Annotated in this window: 19 protein-coding genes; 4 read left to right on the top strand and 15 right to left on the bottom strand. The window is 36.6% G+C overall.

Going from position 1 to position 16,416, the window contains the following annotated elements; genetic code table 11:
- From L8T27_RS23165 to L8T27_RS23175, 3 genes are read right to left on the bottom strand one after another with little or no spacing between them, the layout of a single operon-like run.
- Positions 1 to 675 (bottom strand): aspartate/glutamate racemase family protein, encoded by a 675-nt coding sequence (locus L8T27_RS23165; RefSeq protein ID WP_237943238.1) that lies wholly within the window; start codon positions 673 to 675, stop codon positions 1 to 3.
- Positions 676 to 700: 25 nt separating this feature from the next.
- Positions 701 to 1,165, bottom strand: a complete 465-nt coding sequence (locus L8T27_RS23170) for a substrate-binding domain-containing protein (protein WP_349238825.1) — start codon at positions 1,163 to 1,165, stop codon at positions 701 to 703.
- Between the two features lie 8 nt (positions 1,166 to 1,173).
- Positions 1,174 to 1,353: an isocitrate/isopropylmalate family dehydrogenase gene (locus L8T27_RS23175; RefSeq protein WP_233314827.1), complete on the bottom strand. Its 180-nt coding sequence runs from the start codon at positions 1,351 to 1,353 to the stop codon at positions 1,174 to 1,176.
- A 252-nt stretch (positions 1,354 to 1,605) separates the two neighbouring features.
- Between L8T27_RS23175 and L8T27_RS23180 the strand changes: the two genes are divergently transcribed.
- Both L8T27_RS23180 and L8T27_RS23185 read left to right on the top strand, forming a co-directional pair.
- A complete protein-coding gene (locus L8T27_RS23180; protein ID WP_237943242.1) occupies positions 1,606 to 2,229 on the top strand; it encodes an RraA family protein in 624 nt (207 codons plus the stop codon).
- A gap of 53 nt (positions 2,230 to 2,282) precedes the next feature.
- Positions 2,283 to 3,437: an MFS transporter gene (locus tag L8T27_RS23185; RefSeq protein WP_237943244.1), complete on the top strand. Its 1,155-nt coding sequence runs from the start codon at positions 2,283 to 2,285 to the stop codon at positions 3,435 to 3,437.
- A 38-nt stretch (positions 3,438 to 3,475) separates the two neighbouring features.
- Here L8T27_RS23185 and L8T27_RS23190 read toward each other — a convergent pair whose 3' ends face one another.
- Complete coding sequence (locus L8T27_RS23190; protein WP_237943246.1) at positions 3,476 to 4,261, bottom strand: class I SAM-dependent methyltransferase; 786 nt, start codon at positions 4,259 to 4,261, stop codon at positions 3,476 to 3,478.
- Between the two features lie 339 nt (positions 4,262 to 4,600).
- Between L8T27_RS23190 and L8T27_RS23195 the strand changes: the two genes are divergently transcribed.
- Positions 4,601 to 5,479 (top strand): VanW family protein, encoded by an 879-nt coding sequence (locus L8T27_RS23195; RefSeq protein ID WP_237943248.1) that lies wholly within the window; start codon positions 4,601 to 4,603, stop codon positions 5,477 to 5,479.
- Between the two features lie 160 nt (positions 5,480 to 5,639).
- Here L8T27_RS23195 and L8T27_RS23200 read toward each other — a convergent pair whose 3' ends face one another.
- The 5 genes from L8T27_RS23200 to L8T27_RS23220 all read right to left on the bottom strand — a co-directional run bounded on the left by L8T27_RS23200 (position 5,640) and on the right by L8T27_RS23220 (position 10,386).
- Complete coding sequence (locus L8T27_RS23200) at positions 5,640 to 6,077, bottom strand: S1 domain-containing RNA-binding protein (protein ID WP_233314822.1); 438 nt, start codon at positions 6,075 to 6,077, stop codon at positions 5,640 to 5,642.
- Between the two features lie 276 nt (positions 6,078 to 6,353).
- On the bottom strand, positions 6,354 to 7,232 hold the full coding sequence (locus tag L8T27_RS23205) for a DMT family transporter (protein ID WP_237944190.1): 879 nt from the start codon (positions 7,230 to 7,232) through the stop codon (positions 6,354 to 6,356).
- Positions 7,233 to 7,333: 101 nt separating this feature from the next.
- The gene (locus L8T27_RS23210; protein ID WP_237943251.1) at positions 7,334 to 8,242 is read right to left on the bottom strand and encodes a D-alanine--D-alanine ligase; all 909 of its coding nucleotides are present in this window, start codon (positions 8,240 to 8,242) and stop codon (positions 7,334 to 7,336) included.
- Positions 8,243 to 8,246: 4 nt separating this feature from the next.
- Positions 8,247 to 9,695: a MocR-like pyridoxine biosynthesis transcription factor PdxR gene (gene pdxR, locus L8T27_RS23215; RefSeq protein WP_282581442.1), complete on the bottom strand. Its 1,449-nt coding sequence runs from the start codon at positions 9,693 to 9,695 to the stop codon at positions 8,247 to 8,249.
- Between the two features lie 160 nt (positions 9,696 to 9,855).
- Complete coding sequence (locus L8T27_RS23220; protein WP_237943252.1) at positions 9,856 to 10,386, bottom strand: sugar O-acetyltransferase; 531 nt, start codon at positions 10,384 to 10,386, stop codon at positions 9,856 to 9,858.
- A 223-nt stretch (positions 10,387 to 10,609) separates the two neighbouring features.
- Between L8T27_RS23220 and L8T27_RS23225 the strand changes: the two genes are divergently transcribed.
- Positions 10,610 to 11,353 (top strand): SDR family NAD(P)-dependent oxidoreductase, encoded by a 744-nt coding sequence (locus L8T27_RS23225; protein ID WP_237943253.1) that lies wholly within the window; start codon positions 10,610 to 10,612, stop codon positions 11,351 to 11,353.
- A gap of 34 nt (positions 11,354 to 11,387) precedes the next feature.
- On the opposite strand, the gene L8T27_RS23230 is transcribed toward L8T27_RS23225, so the two are convergent.
- The 6 genes from L8T27_RS23230 to L8T27_RS23255 all read right to left on the bottom strand — a co-directional run bounded on the left by L8T27_RS23230 (position 11,388) and on the right by L8T27_RS23255 (position 16,392).
- Entirely contained in the window at positions 11,388 to 11,873 is a 486-nt protein-coding gene (locus L8T27_RS23230; RefSeq protein ID WP_237943254.1) for a PTS sugar transporter subunit IIA, read from the bottom strand.
- A complete protein-coding gene (locus L8T27_RS23235) occupies positions 11,870 to 12,658 on the bottom strand; it encodes a MurR/RpiR family transcriptional regulator (protein ID WP_233314816.1) in 789 nt (262 codons plus the stop codon). The genes L8T27_RS23230 and L8T27_RS23235 overlap by 4 nt, the downstream gene beginning before the upstream one ends.
- A gap of 80 nt (positions 12,659 to 12,738) precedes the next feature.
- Positions 12,739 to 14,073, bottom strand: coding sequence for a 6-phospho-alpha-glucosidase (locus L8T27_RS23240; RefSeq protein WP_237943255.1), 1,335 nt, complete (start codon positions 14,071 to 14,073; stop codon positions 12,739 to 12,741).
- A 136-nt stretch (positions 14,074 to 14,209) separates the two neighbouring features.
- Entirely contained in the window at positions 14,210 to 14,695 is a 486-nt protein-coding gene (locus L8T27_RS23245; protein WP_233314814.1) for a hypothetical protein, read from the bottom strand.
- A 125-nt stretch (positions 14,696 to 14,820) separates the two neighbouring features.
- Entirely contained in the window at positions 14,821 to 16,074 is a 1,254-nt protein-coding gene (locus L8T27_RS23250; protein ID WP_233314813.1) for a DUF445 domain-containing protein, read from the bottom strand.
- A gap of 150 nt (positions 16,075 to 16,224) precedes the next feature.
- Positions 16,225 to 16,392, bottom strand: coding sequence for a hypothetical protein (locus L8T27_RS23255; protein WP_233314812.1), 168 nt, complete (start codon positions 16,390 to 16,392; stop codon positions 16,225 to 16,227).
- Between the last annotated feature and the right edge of the window lie 24 nt (positions 16,393 to 16,416).

Below are 16,416 nucleotides of genomic sequence, written 5' to 3' on the forward strand. Positions count from 1 at the left end.
TTAGCGGTAAAATGCTTCGATTTCACTAACAATCTTATTAGAACTAATTTCTGGACTAGTTAAAATCGGAATGGCAACATGCTTTAGAGCAGTCTTTGCTCTTGCCATTGAAAGTTGAGCCAGTATGATTAGATCTACTTGATTATTGAGAAGCTTTTCTACACTGCTTGCAATAAGGCTGTCATGCAATTCAAATTCTTTGTTATTTAGAGCAGCAAATGCTTCTGTATTAACTTCCACTAAAACCTCTACCTCTTTTCCCAAGATATCAGCCTTGTCTTTTACTGCTTTTTCCGTAGTCGGACCAGCAGTAGCTACTGTTGCAACGACACCTATTTTACTCCCCAGCTTAACGGCTTGTTCAATCATGGCATCATCTACATTTTCAATTGGAAGCTGCGGAAACCTTTTGCGCATTTCGGTAATTGTCGGACTGTAAGCAGAGCAGGATAGAAGGATTCCATCTACTTCTGTATCCACCGCTCGTTCTAGCAAACTCGCAGAACGTTCTACTAATGCTGCTGTAATTTCTCCTTCTTTATCTAGCGCTCTGAGCAGTCCCTCATCCATGAAATTAATCGTTTCTATATCAGGAAAATTCTTCGCAAAAGCTTCCAGTATTGGGTTAACAGAATTTAGTGTAGCATGGATTAAACCGACTTTATATTTGTTCATGTTCTACACTCCATCACTTTAAAATTTAATTTTGTTTAGATATCATATCTTGGAAGTTTATTTCGTCCATAAACTCAATGAAGGTTCTTACTAATTTCAAATTATAGTCATCTTGATTGTAGAACATCCAAGTGTGTCTAGTTATTGGATTATTATCTTTATCATTTAAGGGCAGCTGATATAAATTCCCTGTGTTTTTAATAACTAAGCTGGGCATTATCGCATACCCTAAATCATGTGCTACCATTTCCCTGCAAGTGTCTGTTTTATCTACTTTAATTCCAACTTTCGGGGGAACGGAAAAGTTCTCTGACCACCATGTATCTATCATATCTTGAAGTTTAACATCACATATATAATCAATTCGGGGTAATGTTGGAAGTTCTGCCAAATCGATTTTACTATAAGATACTAATGATAAGTTCTCTTCTAGTAATAATCTTTTTCCTCCAATCCACTTGTAATCTCCTCTTACAAATCCAATATGAATTTATGCTTTTACAATTTCAGGACCAATTCCATCTTTTCAATTCCTTCCCACCCCATTGGAAGCTCTATCCAATCAAACTTTACATCTAACTCTTGTGCAGCTGCTTTAAAAACCTTTACTGTAGCGCTTACAATTTCTGGCCCAATGCCATCACCTTGTAATACTCCTAACTTATATGCCTTCATCATCTCATCTCCCTATTTCGTTTGTGCTTATAGATTTTCAATATTGAATTTCTACTATCACTGTAATATAAAGCTAACGATAAATGAAATATCGCTTTTTTATGTTTATCCATAACTATTTTTTATTTTCCTATCCACCGGTGTGATCATATTAACCATTACTTTTTTTTATCGATAACAATAACTTATATTGATTTCTATAATATAGTGGTTTTTTTGTATAATGGTAGAAAATATAATAACAGGGAGAGGCTTATGGAGAACATAATAGAGCAATTTAAAGGCATTCCTACTACATCGATTTCCGATTCTATGAATGGATTAAATAATCTGGACCCTTCTATAAAGCCAATTAAGGAAGAATATTCTTTTGCTGGCAGAGCACTTACTGTTAAAATTCCAGTTGGTGATAATTTGGCCGTTCTAAAAGCCATCAGAGAGTCAAAACCTAATGATGTTATTATTGTCGATGCTAAGGGAGATACATACAGAGCTGCTGCCGGGGACTTTGTAATTGGTATGGCAAAAACGCTTGGGGCTGGTGCATTTGTTGTAGATGGTGCAATCCGAGATATAAATGGCATTAGAGATCTCGATTTCCCTGTTTTTTGTAAAGGGACAACTGTAGCAGCTGGAGGAAAAGCTGGCATGGGAGAGATTAATATCCCGATTTCTTGCGGAGGTGTTACGGTAAAACCAGGTGATATCATTGTCGGCGATATTGACGGTGTTGTCGTAATTCCACAGGAACAGGAAGAAGAAATATTGGCAAACTCACTTGATAGAGTGGAAAAAGATAAAGCAAGAGAAGAACAAATCTCAGGCAATAAAGAAGAAATTATTATATATCTTGATCAAATGATTCATTCTGCAAAATAAGTATTCATGAAAGGAAGACATCTGCTCTTCCTTTTTATTATGGGGAGATAAATATGATGTTGAGAATAATAATATTTTCTGTTTTTGCTTTTCAATTAATTATTAATATTACTCGTCCAATTATTACGTTATATGCATCTGACTTAGGATCAAATACATTTGAAATAGGTATATTAACCGCTGCGTTCTCCTTCTTCCCACTTCTTTTTGCTTTACATGCTGGCAGAATAGCTGATAAGTATGGAGATCGTTATCCGGTTATTTTTGGGATGATTGGATTAGCTGTAGGTATGTTTTTCCCATACTTTTTCACCTCTATTTCGGCTTTGTATATTAGTCAGTTAATTGTAGGGATATCGAATATTTTTATCGCTGTTTCTCTGCAAAATGTTATAGGTACTATAGCTACCGAATCGAATCGAGATCAATATTTCAGTATGTTTGGCATGGCAGTTGCTGCTGCTTCTGTATTAGGTCCGATGCTTGGGGGATATATCTCTGAACACTATAATTATAATAGTGTGTTTCTCATTTCCCTGCTATTATCTATCCTGCCTATTATCATAAGCTTAAAAATACCTGCCATTAAAAAGGATGTGGGTGAGAAGAAAAGCATTATCGAATCAATTGGGTTATTAAAAATACCATTATTGAAGAAGGCTTTATTTTCAAGTGCCTTAGTTTTGTATTCTAGAGATATTTTCGTTGCCTATTTTCCTATTCTTGCAAAGGAGTCACATTTATCCAATTCACAAATTGGGCTCGTTATTTCATTACAAGGATTAGCGATGATTATAATTCGCTTTATTTTACCGAGACTGCTTTTAATTATGGGCAGAGACTATATTTTATTTATCTCTGTTCTCCTGGCCGGTGCATCTTTTCTGCTTATTCCATTTACCGGAAGTCTGACTTTTTATTGTGTCTTTAGCTGCTTGATGGGCTTTGGTCTTGGCTGTGGCCAGCCGTTATCTCTGACTACTACTTATAACGCTTCACCGTTAAACAGAACTGGGGAAGTGCTAGGGTTAAGACTTTCTACCAATAGACTATCCCAATTAATTGCACCAATATTTTTCGGAATAGTAGGCACGTGGATGGGAATTTTATCTGTTTTTCTTTTTAGCGGCTTTTTCTTAATTGGTGGTTCTTGGTTTATTAAAGAAAACAAGACTAATGGTGGAGGTTCAGTTGAAATAAACAAATAATAAAAAGATAAGCTGGTGGCAGCTTATCTTTTTCGTGTTCATTTCTTCTCCAAAAGCACCATCCATTCATCGAGTTTAAAGGAGAGCACCTCACTTTGCTCCAATTGAAACCCAAAGTAATCTAGTACATTTACTTCAGTATTATCGATGTACTTTGCAACTTTCTTAATCTGCTCTAGAGAAGATGTTGTTCGTTCTACCCAGCTTTTATATTCCATCTGTTTCTTTCTAACTTTGGATTTCACAAGGACAAGACCAGTCTCGTCAATCCAGCTTTCCCACTCATTCCGCGTATAACAGCGAACATGACTGCTGTCGCGTAATCGTTCTAATGTATTAATAAACTCATCAAAGTTACTCTCATCTGGTGCTATATTATCAATTAATAGCAGCTTTCCTCCCGGTTTAAGAACCCGATGTGATTCTTTTAAAAATTCCTTGGCATCCGGAAAATGGTGTGCCGCAATTCTGCATGTCACTAAATCAAAGCTTTCGTCTAAAAACGGCAGATTTTCAGCATCTGCCACAATGAAGTGTATATTGGATGCATATACATCTAAGAACTGTTTTGCTTCCTTTAACATTTCAACTGTTAAATCTGTTGCATACACTTCTTTAACTTGAGGAGCTAAGAGCTTTGTAACATGACCGCCCCCAGCAGCTATATCTAAGACAGTCCAACTCTCTTTCGGCGCAGTCCATTCTAGCAAAAGTTGTAAGTCTTCTCCTTTTGAATGGCTTTTGCTTTCTACATATTTTTTAGCGTTCTTTCCAAATTGTAGCTTTACCTCCGCCTTTACATCATTGAAGTTTTTATCATTCATTCTCATCACCTCTACCTATACTATACAATCATATTAATGAAGATTATCATCGGAAATACTAATGGTTCTCCATAACATTTAATTATTACGCTGCATTTTCTTCTTAAAAACAATAATAAAAAATCCGCATACCCGCACAAAAGATGCGTTATACCTAATACTATAGCCATTACCACAAATGACAGGCTATTCCAAATTCATCCCTCTTACTATTACTTATCAATGGAAGAATGAGAACGTCTACCAATACATGATGACATCCTTGTTAGTATTCGTAGCATTTTAGACTACATAAAATGCAGGCTTTCATTTCATACTTATTATAGGGGGTTTTTGGATATGTATTTTAGTTGGATGCTTGCACTAATCATGTATACTCAACAAATGACGATGACAGATGATTTAATAATTACTAACAAAGGCGAGGAAATGTTTGTAGTTAATCGTTCTAACTTTTCCATGCAATACCCTGTATTGCCTTTTTTAGATACAGATAAGCTGGAGAGTTTTATGGATGAAATAGATCAGCAAATAAGTAAAAAACCTAAAAATGCGATTATTGATACAAACGGCAGTATTATCTCAGAACAGGTTGGCTACCGATTAAACAGGGCCGTTTTTACAGATAAGGTGTATGACTATTTTTTCTCTAACGGTTCAGCTGCGCTGGATATTCCTATAAGAGCCAATTATCCTCGAGTAGATAGTGAATTGCTCGGCAATATTAGAGGAGAAAAAATTGGACAGTATATTACTTTCTTTAATCCATATAACAAAGAACGTAATAACAATATTAATCTTGCTGCAAAAGCAATCAATAATTATGTCCTATTTCCAGGGGAAAGCTTTTCGTTTAATAAAGTGGTCGGTGAAAGAACAATGGAACGAGGTTATTTACCATCTACAGCCATTGTAAACGGGGAATACTCTGAACAATTTGGGGGAGGAATTTGCCAAGTTTCCTCTACTCTATTTAATGCAGTCGATAACGCAGGCTTAAATATTGTCCAGCGATTTACACATAGCAGAGGTGTTTCTTACGTTCCCGTTAAGCGAGATGCCACTGTAAGCTGGGATGGACCTGATTTGGTTTTTAAAAATGATTATAATCAGCCAATACTCATACTTGCTCGATCCATCAATAACCATATTAAAGTGGATATTTATTCTTCTGATGTAATTACATACACACCTAAGCAGGTGCCATATCTTCCTTAGAAAAACAAAAATACTCCCAAGTTAACTAACTTGGGAGTATTTTTTATGAATCAAAGTAACCCATCAAAGATAGATATCAAGTAGACTCTATTGCAGGTGCAAGCGCGCAAGTATAAAGCTCATCATTATTTAACATTAATAAGAGCTAAAACATGCATTATTATCCACGCCTGCCTCCTCGTCCACCTCTTTTACCTTCTGTATTATGTTTAAGAGATGATAAGCTCTCTTCACTGCTCTTTAGGAATTTTGCCATTTTATCTTCAAATGTTTCTTTTGGTTTAAAATTCCCTTTAGAACGGTCATTGTTTCCACGTCCTTGTGCTGGGCGAGTTCGTGGTTTATAAGAAGACTGACCTTCCGGCTTTTCTATCGTTTGCTTAATAGATAAAGCAATCTTTCCTTCTTTTTCACTTAAAACCTTTACTTGTACCATATCACCAATTTTCAGATGATCATTTACATCTTTTACATAGCTGTCTGCCACTTCACTAATATGCACAAGTCCTGTTTTTCCCTCAGGTAACTCAATGAATGCTCCAAAATTAGTAATACCAGTTACTTTACCTTGCAATTTACTTCCTATTTCAATAGACAATATCTTTTGCCTCCTTATCTTATACAAAACAACTAATTATAACAAAAATTCGATTTGTTGACAAGACGCTTTCCCAATGTATCATTTCCTGCTCTGTCATGTCGGCTGCATTTAATATTAATTCAAGTTTAACGATAGAACTGCCATAATATCAGTATCAACACTCTGACTGAAAGTATCGTTAATAAAATAAAAACACTTCTGTCATTTTGTTGATTTTCCCTTTTTAATGTCCTAAAAAACCCAATAAAATAGCCGCCAATTGGCAGCTTAAGATTATCCCTTGTCATTTTTAATAAAATTTTTACCATCAGTTGTTTTTTTGCCAATAATTACAGAGAGAACAACGATTACAGCAATCACAATTGTTACAACAGAAATAGTCTCTCCTAAGAAAACAGCTGAAAACAATATCATAAAAAACGGTTGCAAATATTGAATTTGACTAACTCTGGCGATCCCGCCGATTGCCATTCCGCTATACCAGGCGACATAAGCTAGAAATTGACTTACAACTGCGAGATAACTTAAACTGAGCCACGCGGTGAATGGTGCGTGAAGCATATCAGCTGTTAAATGCATGGCAACTGGGATAATAAAAAAGGGAGCGCCAATTATAATTGCCCAGGCAATCACTTGCCAGCTTCCTAGTTCTTTTGCGAGCTTTCCGCCTTCTGCATAACTAAATCCGAGCAGTATTACTGCGGCAAGCAGGGCAATGTCAGCTAATTGTAATTGGCCGAACCCTAAATTCAGCGCATAGATAACAACAGCAGCAGAACCTATGAAGCTTGAAAGCCAGAATTTAAGAGAAGGCCTTTCGCCTGCTCTGTATATGGCAAACCCAGCTGTTGCTAATGGCAGCAGAGCTACTTCAACAGCTCCATGAGAAACTGGCAAAGACTCCATTGCCCAGGACGTTAGGAGCGGAAACCCTAACACTGCTCCTAGTGCAACAATAATAAGACTTTTGAATTGGTGAAAGGAAGGGAGCTTTTCCTTGCAGACAATCAATACGATTACAACTAAAATAGCGGCGAAAACTGTTCTTCCTAACCCGACAACTGTCGTTCCAAAGTAATCAACTGCAACACTAGTAGCAGGGAGTGTTAAACTAAAGCAAATGACACCAACTAATCCAAGCAGCATACCCATTTTTTCTCTAGCCAACTATGTTTGCCTGCCTTTCTTTATTACATAGTAGTAATTCTTTGTAGTATTCCCTATTTAATGTTGGAGATCGGTAAACTTATGCATCATGCATGCATTTTCCTTTCCTTAATGGAAGACTCGATGATTAAATCAAGGAGCTTACTGTAGGAAATTCCTGCAGACTCTGCACTTTTTGGCAGCAAGCTGTTCTTCGTCATACCTGGCAATGAATTAACTTCAAGGACATATGGAATCCCACTTTCTAGCATCATATCTACTCGTGCATAAACGCTGCATTTTAAAGACTGATAACAGCTCATCGCAGCAGAAAAAACGCGTGCTTCCATTTCTGGCAACAGCTGGACTACTTCTTCCACAGTAGCTGTGTCATCATATTTCGAGTTATAATCAAAAAACTCTCCTTTATGGCGAATTGATATGACAGGTAAAAGCTCTCCGTTTAGGATGGAACAAGTAATCTCTTCACCCTTGATATGTTTTTCAACAATTGCTTCCGTGTCCCATTTAAATACTTCATTAATGGCGGCTAGTAAGTTTTTTCGGTCATAGACAATTTTCACTCCTACACTTGACCCGCCAGAATTAGGTTTTACAATCACCGGATAACCCATCTGTTCTATTTTCTCTATCTTAAGTTCTGCCTTAGTAAGATGAATCCAGTCTGGCGTTAACACGCCTTCATAGCGGATGATTTTTTTCGAGATATTTTTATCCATGCATAAACTGCTGGAAAGCACACCGCTGCCTGTATAAGGAACACCCATCGTTTCCAGAGTGCCTTGAATAACACCATCCTCTCCAAATTTGCCATGAAGCGCCAGAAGTGCGACATCCAGATTTTTTGCCTTAGCGATTATTTCTTCTTTATGCTCAAGACAAATTGGGATTATCTCATATTTATTTTTGTCTAAATGCGCAATCATTTCTTCCCCTGTCATCAAAGAAACTTGTTTTTCGGATGAAATTCCACCCATTATTACGCCAACTCTCATTCTTCTAACCTCCATAATGTTTTTTTAAGGTTTCTCCTATCAGTTTAATCCCAGTAATAATGTCTTCTTCCTTTAGTCTCGAAAATCCTAACCGCATTGTATGATTTCCGCTGTTGTCTGTATAAAAATCATTTCCAAGGGCAAAAACCACGCCTTTTTGAGAACATTTCTTTAAGAGCTCTTGTGAATCGATCGACTTATCCAATTCAATGAATAGATGGAGACCGCCATCGCCGGTTATTCTTCGCAATGGAATATATTTATTACAATACTGAACTGCCAATTCATACTTTTTCTTATAAACAGATCTTGCTTTTTTTATATATTTTTCAAAGTAGCCATCATTTAAATACTGATACAATATTGCCTGATCTAGAGTAGATGTATGAATGGTACGAGCTCTTTTCATGCTCTCCAAATAATAAATTAACTCTTTGTCTGCTAAAATCCAGCCGACTCTTAAACCTGGGAACAGTATTTTAGAGAAGCTGCTTGTATAAATGACATTATTGCCGTTCCCCGCGAATGCTGCCAATGGCGCTAAATGTGCGCCAGAGTAACGCAATTCTTCATTAAAACCGTCTTCCACAATTGGAATTTGATATGCTGAGTACAGCTCCATTATTTTCTTTCTTTTTTCAGAAGATGTAACAATTCCGGTTGGGTTATGATAGGACGGTATTAAATAAGCAAAGTCATAATTATTTTTTGCCAAGAGGTCCTCAAGCATATCAATATTGATGCCGTCATCTTCCATGTCAATGCCGTCAATTTCATAGCCATGCATTCTGAATAATTTAAGTGCAGAGTGATGGGTTGGATTTTCACAAATAATCCGGCGCTGCTTCCTGTTTAGAGATGAAAGCAGAATATCGAGACCTTCTGTAAATCCATTTGTAATTAATATATCTTTATCTTTAATATCAACGCCTTTTACTTCCATATAATGAAGCAAGTAGTCGATTAGCGGTTTATACCCTTTGGCATAGCCATAATTCAGGACAACGTCTCCTTCTATAGCCATTCGATTCAGAAAAGCCCGTTTAAAATTTTCGACATCAAACAGCTTTTCGTCAGGTGCGATACTATTAAAGGAAATCACATCTTTGTTACGGCGCACTCCATGCTTCATCAAATCGTGTTTTTCTGCGAGCAGTGTTTGCTCACTCAGTTTTTCTGCCCAATTTACTTGTATAGACGGAGACTTAAAGGTTTCAACACGGCTAACAAAATTACCCTTTCCCTTTACCGCATAAATAAGTCCTTCCTGTTCTAAATCTGCATATGCCGTTAAAACGGTATTGCGGCTAATGAATAATTCTGAGCTGAGCTCCCGCGTCGACGGCAGCTTTTGATGTTCAACCAAATGCCCGTTAGTTATCATTCTTTTTAAATATTCTTTAAGCTGAATATAGACAGGTCGCCCCTCGACGAGCTTAAAATCATTAAACACTTTATTCATCTCCTTAAGTTACATTTTTACATGCTCACAGCATTTTCAAAAGGTCCACCTAAAGTGTATTTTTAACATTTAGTGGTTCGGAAGATTTATGTGGCTAAGTAAAATATAAAAAGCCGCCAGAAGGCAGCTATGCTCTACAAAAAATTCAGTATTAGATGTTTTTAATGACTTTAGCTGGATTTCCAGCAACAACTGTATTAGGCGGAACATCTTTTATCACAACAGAACCTGCCGCTACTATAGAATTATCTCCGATATTGACCCCAGCCAAAATTACACAGCTGCCGCCAATCCACACATCGTTGCCTATCGTAATAGGAATTCCATACCCGCTTTTATTCCGATCCTTAGGTTCAATTGCATGACCAGCAGTATATATTCCAACATTGGGGCCAATCATACAGTTATCCCCGACTCTAACTTCTGCCATATCTAAAATAGTGCAATTATAGCCGGCGTAAAAGTTATCACCAACATGAATATTGTAGCCTAAATCACAGTGGAAATTATGTTCAATCGAAGGATTTTCGCCAACACTGCCAAATAACTCCTTTATAACTTTCTCTCGTTTTGCTGAATCTTCCACTGCACTTTCATTAAATTCCCGAACAAGCTTGTGTGCTCGAATAGTCTTTCTTTTTAAATCAGCTGTACCCCGTTCATAGAAGATCTTCTCTTTCATATATATGTCCTCCTATATGGTTTTACTTATTTTAACATAGTATTTAATCGTATTCTCTGCTGAAACTAATATCTATCTAGATTATATGTAGATGTTTTTATTTCTATAGACGAAATATATTAATTTGAGATTCTTTAATTGACAAGTTTCGACAATAGGAGTACTATAAAAGTGTAGATAAGAGATAATAAAAAAACGTAGAAATAAATAGGAGGAATTCTTCATGACAAACTTACGAGACAAAGTGGCAATTGTTACAGGCGGTGCTTCTGGTATTGGACTAGCAACTGTAAAGGCTTTCCTAGATAAAGGAGCAAAAGTTGTTTTAGCTGATTATAATGCAGAAGCAGGAGCAGAAGTTGAAAAAGAACTCAAAGAAAAATATGAGGACGTTTTATTTGTAAAAGCAAATGTAGCTGAAGAAAGTGAAGTTGAAAATTTAGTTGCTGAAACGGTTAAACATTTCGGCAAACTAGATATCATCTTTAATAATGCTGGTGTAGGAGTACAAAAACCAACACATGAGCTAACAGCTGAGGAATATAAACGCGTAATTGCGATTAACCAAGACGGCGTATTCTATGGTGCAAAATATGCAATTCGTGAAATGCTAAAAACTGGCGGAGGTTCTATTATCAGCACTTCTTCTATCTTAGGATCTGTTGGCGAACCAACTTCCATTCCATATGCTGCAAGTAAAGGAGCAGTAAACCAAATTACAAAATCATTAGCTTTAGAATATGCAGATCGCAATATTCGTGTAAATGCAGTAGCTCCAGGATTCATCGAGTCTGGCATGGTTAGTAAAGAAGCTTTAGGTGATTTCTACGATGGTTTAGTTGCAAAACACCCAATTGGCCGTTTAGGCAACCCAGAGGAAATCGCACATGCTGTTGTATTCTTAGCAGAAAACGACTTTGTTACAGGTACAACAGTGTTTGTTGATGGTGGTTATACTGCAATATAATAAAAATTCACCCTCGATTGTTAGCAATCGAGGGTTATTTATTATCGTAGTTTATAGAAGCTATCTCTAAACCAGCTCTAACTTCCCCAAAGCCCTTCACCATTATTTCTCCGTCCTTATCTTCTAAATTAGGAAAAACAAGCACCGAAATAATTTCCTTCCCTCTTTCTTCAAGAATGGATAGATTAAATATCCCAATATGGTCTCTAGCATGGATCTTCTCCCCAGGCTTAACCAAAATGTGAAAGCCTTCTCCGTTTAACTCTTCTGTTTCTAACCCTAACTGCAGCAATACTTCAAGTCCCTCTTCTGTCATTATGGCAATAGAATGCTTTGCTTCGGAAATTTGGAGCACTGTGCCTGTTATTGGTGCATGAATATCGCCGTTAACAGGAATGATTGCAAGACCCTCTCCGAATACTTTTCTTGAGAATACAGGATCTGGCACACTGTCTAACGGAATGATTTCGCCGCTGATAGGACTATGTATGCAAACCTGTGCTTTTTTCCTTTTCATCATTCAGTCTCCCCTTCCTGCCCCTTACTATTTATATAATCGATATAGCCAAATGCTAACGCTTCTACCACAATGAAAAAAGCCGACGCTGATTGTATCCACCAATTTTTAGGGTTAGGGTTCTTTGAACTTGATGCATATAAATTCAAATCCGAATGCCCTGATAGCCAATTACTCTTAAAATTGGTAAGCGAGATAATTTTTGCTCCTTTTACTGCTGGTATATCCAGTAAGCCTTGCAGATTTGGATTTTCTCCGGACAATGACAGCAATATAATTAAATCATCGCTTGTCAGCTTTTCAATAATACGCTTATATTCATTCGTATGCGACATTCCCGGAATTAGCTGCACTGGTTTGCCAATCAATAAGAACAAACGCTGCAGCTCTGCAGCTTGATTTGTCTGTGCAAAGCCTGTAGAAATAACATAGATATTTTTACTTGCTTCAATCGCTTTATAAATGGGTAAAAGATCGACATTATTTAAATATTGCATCGTTTTTTGAACATCTTGGAGAATTTGATCAAAAAGCTCGTTCTGCTCTGGAGTATCTTCAGAATCATTTATTTCCCATTTTACAAAATTTTTAAATTCACTATAGCCGCTAAACCCTAACTTTTGGGAAAATCTTAAAATGGATGATTTAGAGGCTAAACTATTTTTAGCTAATTCATTAATTCCTAGCTTGCCGATTTTTTCTTTATTTGCAAGCACATATTTAGCAATCGTTAAATCTGTATCACTTAAATAGTCATAGTTATTATTAATTAATTCCTCCAGACTCATCGGAATCTCCTTCCATTGTAAAAAAGTAACAGGGTATGAACTTCTTACCCTGTTACTTCATTTTAGCAATACATCTATTCTTAATGAAGCTCTGTCCAAAAATCCTTGTTTGCTTCAATTAAATCATCCAATATATCTTTTGCAACACTTGCACTTGGCACTGTTCGTGAAAGTGTCAGTGCTTGCCAAAGCTTTTGATATGATTTTTCTAAATATGCTTGTACAACTAATTTTTCAACAGATACTTGCTGCTCAATTAACCCTTTTTGGAACTGAGGAATGGTGCCGATTGATAATGGCTCAACGCCTGCTTTGCTTACTAAACAAGGAATCTCAACCATTGCAGTCGGATCGACATTGGCAATCGCTCCATTATTTGGAACAATTAACAACATTCTTTCGTACGTATTGTACGCAAGGGCACCGGCAAGCTGAACAATAAATTCTGCATGCTCTCCTGCTTCAATGCTTGTCCCTTCTGCTGTACCAGCTTCGGCGATACGTTTGCATTCTGCAAATACATTCTTCTCACGATGATTCATTACTTCATTTGCTCTCGTAAAGGATGGATTAGAATGCTCGACAACATAATCTGGGTATAAATAATATTTTAAATAGGTGTTGGGTAAAGTGTCTGGATCTACAGCATATATATCTTTTGCTTTTGTGAATGTATCCATCCAGCTGGATTCAGCTAACAGCGGATTGTTAATGCCGTCATTTTTAGCTCCATAGCCCCATTTTTTAACATGCTCTGTCAGCTGTGGCATTAAGTCATTGCCCGCTTTATCATAAAGCTCTGTCCACCAGCCGAAGTGGTTTAAACCATAGTAACGTTCGATTATATCATTTTCAGATTCTAACCCTAATATGTCTGCCATGGACTTTTTAATAGCTACAGGCATATCGCAAATATTGATAATTTTTGAGTCAGGTCGCAAAATCCGGGTAGCTTCCGCTACAATGGAAGCAGGATTTGAATAATTTAACATCCATGCATTCGGTGAATACTGTTCCATATAGTCGATTAATTCCACTACTTTTGGGATAGACCTCATTCCATATGCAATGCCACCAGGACCGCATGTCTCTTGGCCCACAACTCCATATTTTAAAGGAATCTTCTCATCCTGTTCACGCATTTTCAGACCGCCGGCACGAATATGTGCCATCACAAAATCAACATCAGAAAACGCTGTTTCTGGGTCTGTTGTTGCAACAAACTCCATTTCAGGAGCACGTTCCTTAATGATAATTTCACAAGCATTCGCAATTGTTTCTTGACGTTCTTTATCGTTATCATAAAACTTCAGCTTTCTTAAAGGAAATTTATCCTGGTTTTCTATTAGCATCATCACAATTCCCGCAGTATAAGTACTTCCTCCGCCAGCAATAACAACTGAGTTCTTTTTCATAAAAAATCCCTCACCTCTAGTTTGATTGATTAGTATGAACTAATCCTTAAGGCGAGTATACTCGATTTTTTATTGTAAATAAGTGTTTCGAAGGACATTGGGAAAAGTCCCAGCGGTTGGTTCGTTTTGCTGCTATTTAAAGCTTTGAAGATTTGCCAGTATAAAGTTTTATTTGAATACTTGTACATATAATGATAATTTTTGTTTGCGAAAACAAATCGATTTCATGTGATAACAGCTTATCATCAATAGCGGTAATTTCGTCATAGCCCCACTCATCAATACCTCGCATCCCATCAAAGGCAATGCTATCACTGTTAGCATACACATTTCGTGTAATATCAAAGTCAAAGAAAAACCTTCTAACTTGGCTCCATATTACTTCATACAGTAAGTCATCATAATGCTTAATAATCATTATGATAGTTGTTGGGTCTTCCATATCCTCCTTGCTGTTGTTGTCAAAATGATTAACCAGTTTCATATCCTTGATGCTGGCATCATGAAAGGAATGATTAAGAACGAATTCAGCTGTGTCTGAATCAAAGCGATGGCTAATACTTTGCAAGTTTTGTTGATATCCTGCTAGATCCCAGTGATCTTCTGATATAAAGAACTTCAAATTATATAACTCCCTTTTACTTTTTAGACATGCTTAAACAGATACGCACTTTGATAGGAAAAGGTTTCAGATAACATGCTAGAAAATAGTAAAAAAAGCTGCTTCACGCAGCTTTTTTTAATTGATTACATTAACTGAATTAAACCATGGATACCCGTCAGGATAATCCCAATAATAAACCCGCAAATAGCTCCGTTAACACGAATCCATTGCAAGTCTTTTCCAATATTGTTTTCAATCATGTCAATCATTGTTTCGTTATCAAGCTTATCTAAGTTTTCTTGCACAAGATCACCAATTTTTGCATGATTCTTTTCAATCAGGATTGTAATTTGCGTTTGTAACCATGCATCAATAGTCTTGCTGTTGCTCTGAACCATGCCAAGAAAGTGTAAGCACATTGGAATCAAATAAGCATCAATAAACTCTTCATCGTCCAATTGAAGCAGGATATTTTGCTGTATTTTTTGTAGGCTTTCCATTATAGTGCTGTCTAAATCCCATTCAGAAATCAACTGATTTTTCCACTTGTCGATTCCCTCTATCAGCTGTTCATTCTCGTTCATTGCTTCCATTTCTTTGCGAATATACTGGACTAAAGCTTCACGGTTTGGCTGTCCTTTATGCTGCAAGCTTCTTACACCGCTCAACAGTAAATTTTGCACGATGTTGCCAAGTTTCTCCTCGCTGAGCAAGCTTTCAATGGACCTTAACGCAAATTTAAGCATTCCATCTGCTTCAATCCGGTTAATTACATTCATGGAAACACTGCCAAGCTTGCTTTTTGTTTCTTCTTGCCTTAACCAGTTATCGGCTTTTTTTAGCACATGGTCTAATACTTTTTCATCGAAATTTTCATTAACTAATTTTGAGCTTATCGCTTCAATAATTTTTTTCACTTCAACAGTAGATAGTGTCAGAGTTATTTGTGATTTAATAAACGGGACCATTTTTTCAAGCTCTATATTGCTAACAAGCTTCTTAATCCCTTTAATGATTCCAACTCTTAAAGAACCTTTCGTTATAAGATCTGTAATGGTTGGAAGGAGCTTATCTGTAAAAGAGATATCCTTTATCTTATCTTGGATGCTTTCTTTAGAAAGCCAATCGTTTTTCAAGACTGTAACCAATCCATTTGTAACCCTTTTTCGATTATTAGGCAATAATGCAGTATGGGGTATCGGCAGTCCAAGGGGGTGACGGAACAATGCGGTAACTGCGAACCAATCTGCTAACCCACCAACAAGACCGGCTTCAAATCCGCCTTGCAGCAATCTGATCCAAATAGAATCATCAAACGGTGCTGTTGCAATATAACCAATCCCCATAATAATCAAGGAATATACAGCTAATTTTTTTGATTTTGTTTTCATAGACATCTTTTTCCTCATCCTTAAATAATATTAAAATTTATCTATTCTTTTCTTATTATAACCGCCAATCACAGAAAATATCGTATTTAAGAGCAGCACTAAGCAAAAAAGCCGAATTTTTCATCCGGCTCTCTATACAATCTATAAAAAATTCTATTATTTGTCCAGTCGATTGAGTTTTGCAGAGATTTCTCTAAGAATACTGTTTTTTTCTTTTTGTATTTTCAATAGCTTCCAAGCATACCAAACTGCAAATATAAAAATCCCTATTTTCCCTAACCATATAATAGGAATAAATAATAAATTAACATCTACCCAACTCACGTAAAAAACCCCACTTTTCTTGTA

The organism is Niallia sp. Man26, from assembly GCF_022049065.2.
In the GTDB taxonomy this organism is placed as follows: Bacteria; Bacillota; Bacilli; order Bacillales; family Cytobacillaceae; genus Niallia.

Coding starts and splice junctions, on each gene's coding strand:
- L8T27_RS23165 (WP_237943238.1), bottom strand. CDS start 675: ATGAACAAATATAAAGTCGGTTTAATCCATGCTACACTAAATTCTGTT.
- L8T27_RS23175 (WP_233314827.1), bottom strand. CDS start 1,353: ATGATGAAGGCATATAAGTTAGGAGTATTACAAGGTGATGGCATTGGG.
- L8T27_RS23180 (WP_237943242.1), top strand. CDS start 1,606: ATGGAGAACATAATAGAGCAATTTAAAGGCATTCCTACTACATCGATT.
- L8T27_RS23185 (WP_237943244.1), top strand. CDS start 2,283: ATGATGTTGAGAATAATAATATTTTCTGTTTTTGCTTTTCAATTAATT.
- L8T27_RS23190 (WP_237943246.1), bottom strand. CDS start 4,261: ATGAATGATAAAAACTTCAATGATGTAAAGGCGGAGGTAAAGCTACAA.
- L8T27_RS23195 (WP_237943248.1), top strand. CDS start 4,601: ATGTATTTTAGTTGGATGCTTGCACTAATCATGTATACTCAACAAATG.
- L8T27_RS23205 (WP_237944190.1), bottom strand. CDS start 7,232: ATGGGTATGCTGCTTGGATTAGTTGGTGTCATTTGCTTTAGTTTAACA.
- L8T27_RS23210 (WP_237943251.1), bottom strand. CDS start 8,242: ATGAGAGTTGGCGTAATAATGGGTGGAATTTCATCCGAAAAACAAGTT.
- L8T27_RS23220 (WP_237943252.1), bottom strand. CDS start 10,386: ATGAAAGAGAAGATCTTCTATGAACGGGGTACAGCTGATTTAAAAAGA.
- L8T27_RS23225 (WP_237943253.1), top strand. CDS start 10,610: ATGACAAACTTACGAGACAAAGTGGCAATTGTTACAGGCGGTGCTTCT.
- L8T27_RS23230 (WP_237943254.1), bottom strand. CDS start 11,873: ATGATGAAAAGGAAAAAAGCACAGGTTTGCATACATAGTCCTATCAGC.
- L8T27_RS23235 (WP_233314816.1), bottom strand. CDS start 12,658: ATGAGTCTGGAGGAATTAATTAATAATAACTATGACTATTTAAGTGAT.
- L8T27_RS23240 (WP_237943255.1), bottom strand. CDS start 14,073: ATGAAAAAGAACTCAGTTGTTATTGCTGGCGGAGGAAGTACTTATACT.
- L8T27_RS23250 (WP_233314813.1), bottom strand. CDS start 16,074: ATGTCTATGAAAACAAAATCAAAAAAATTAGCTGTATATTCCTTGATT.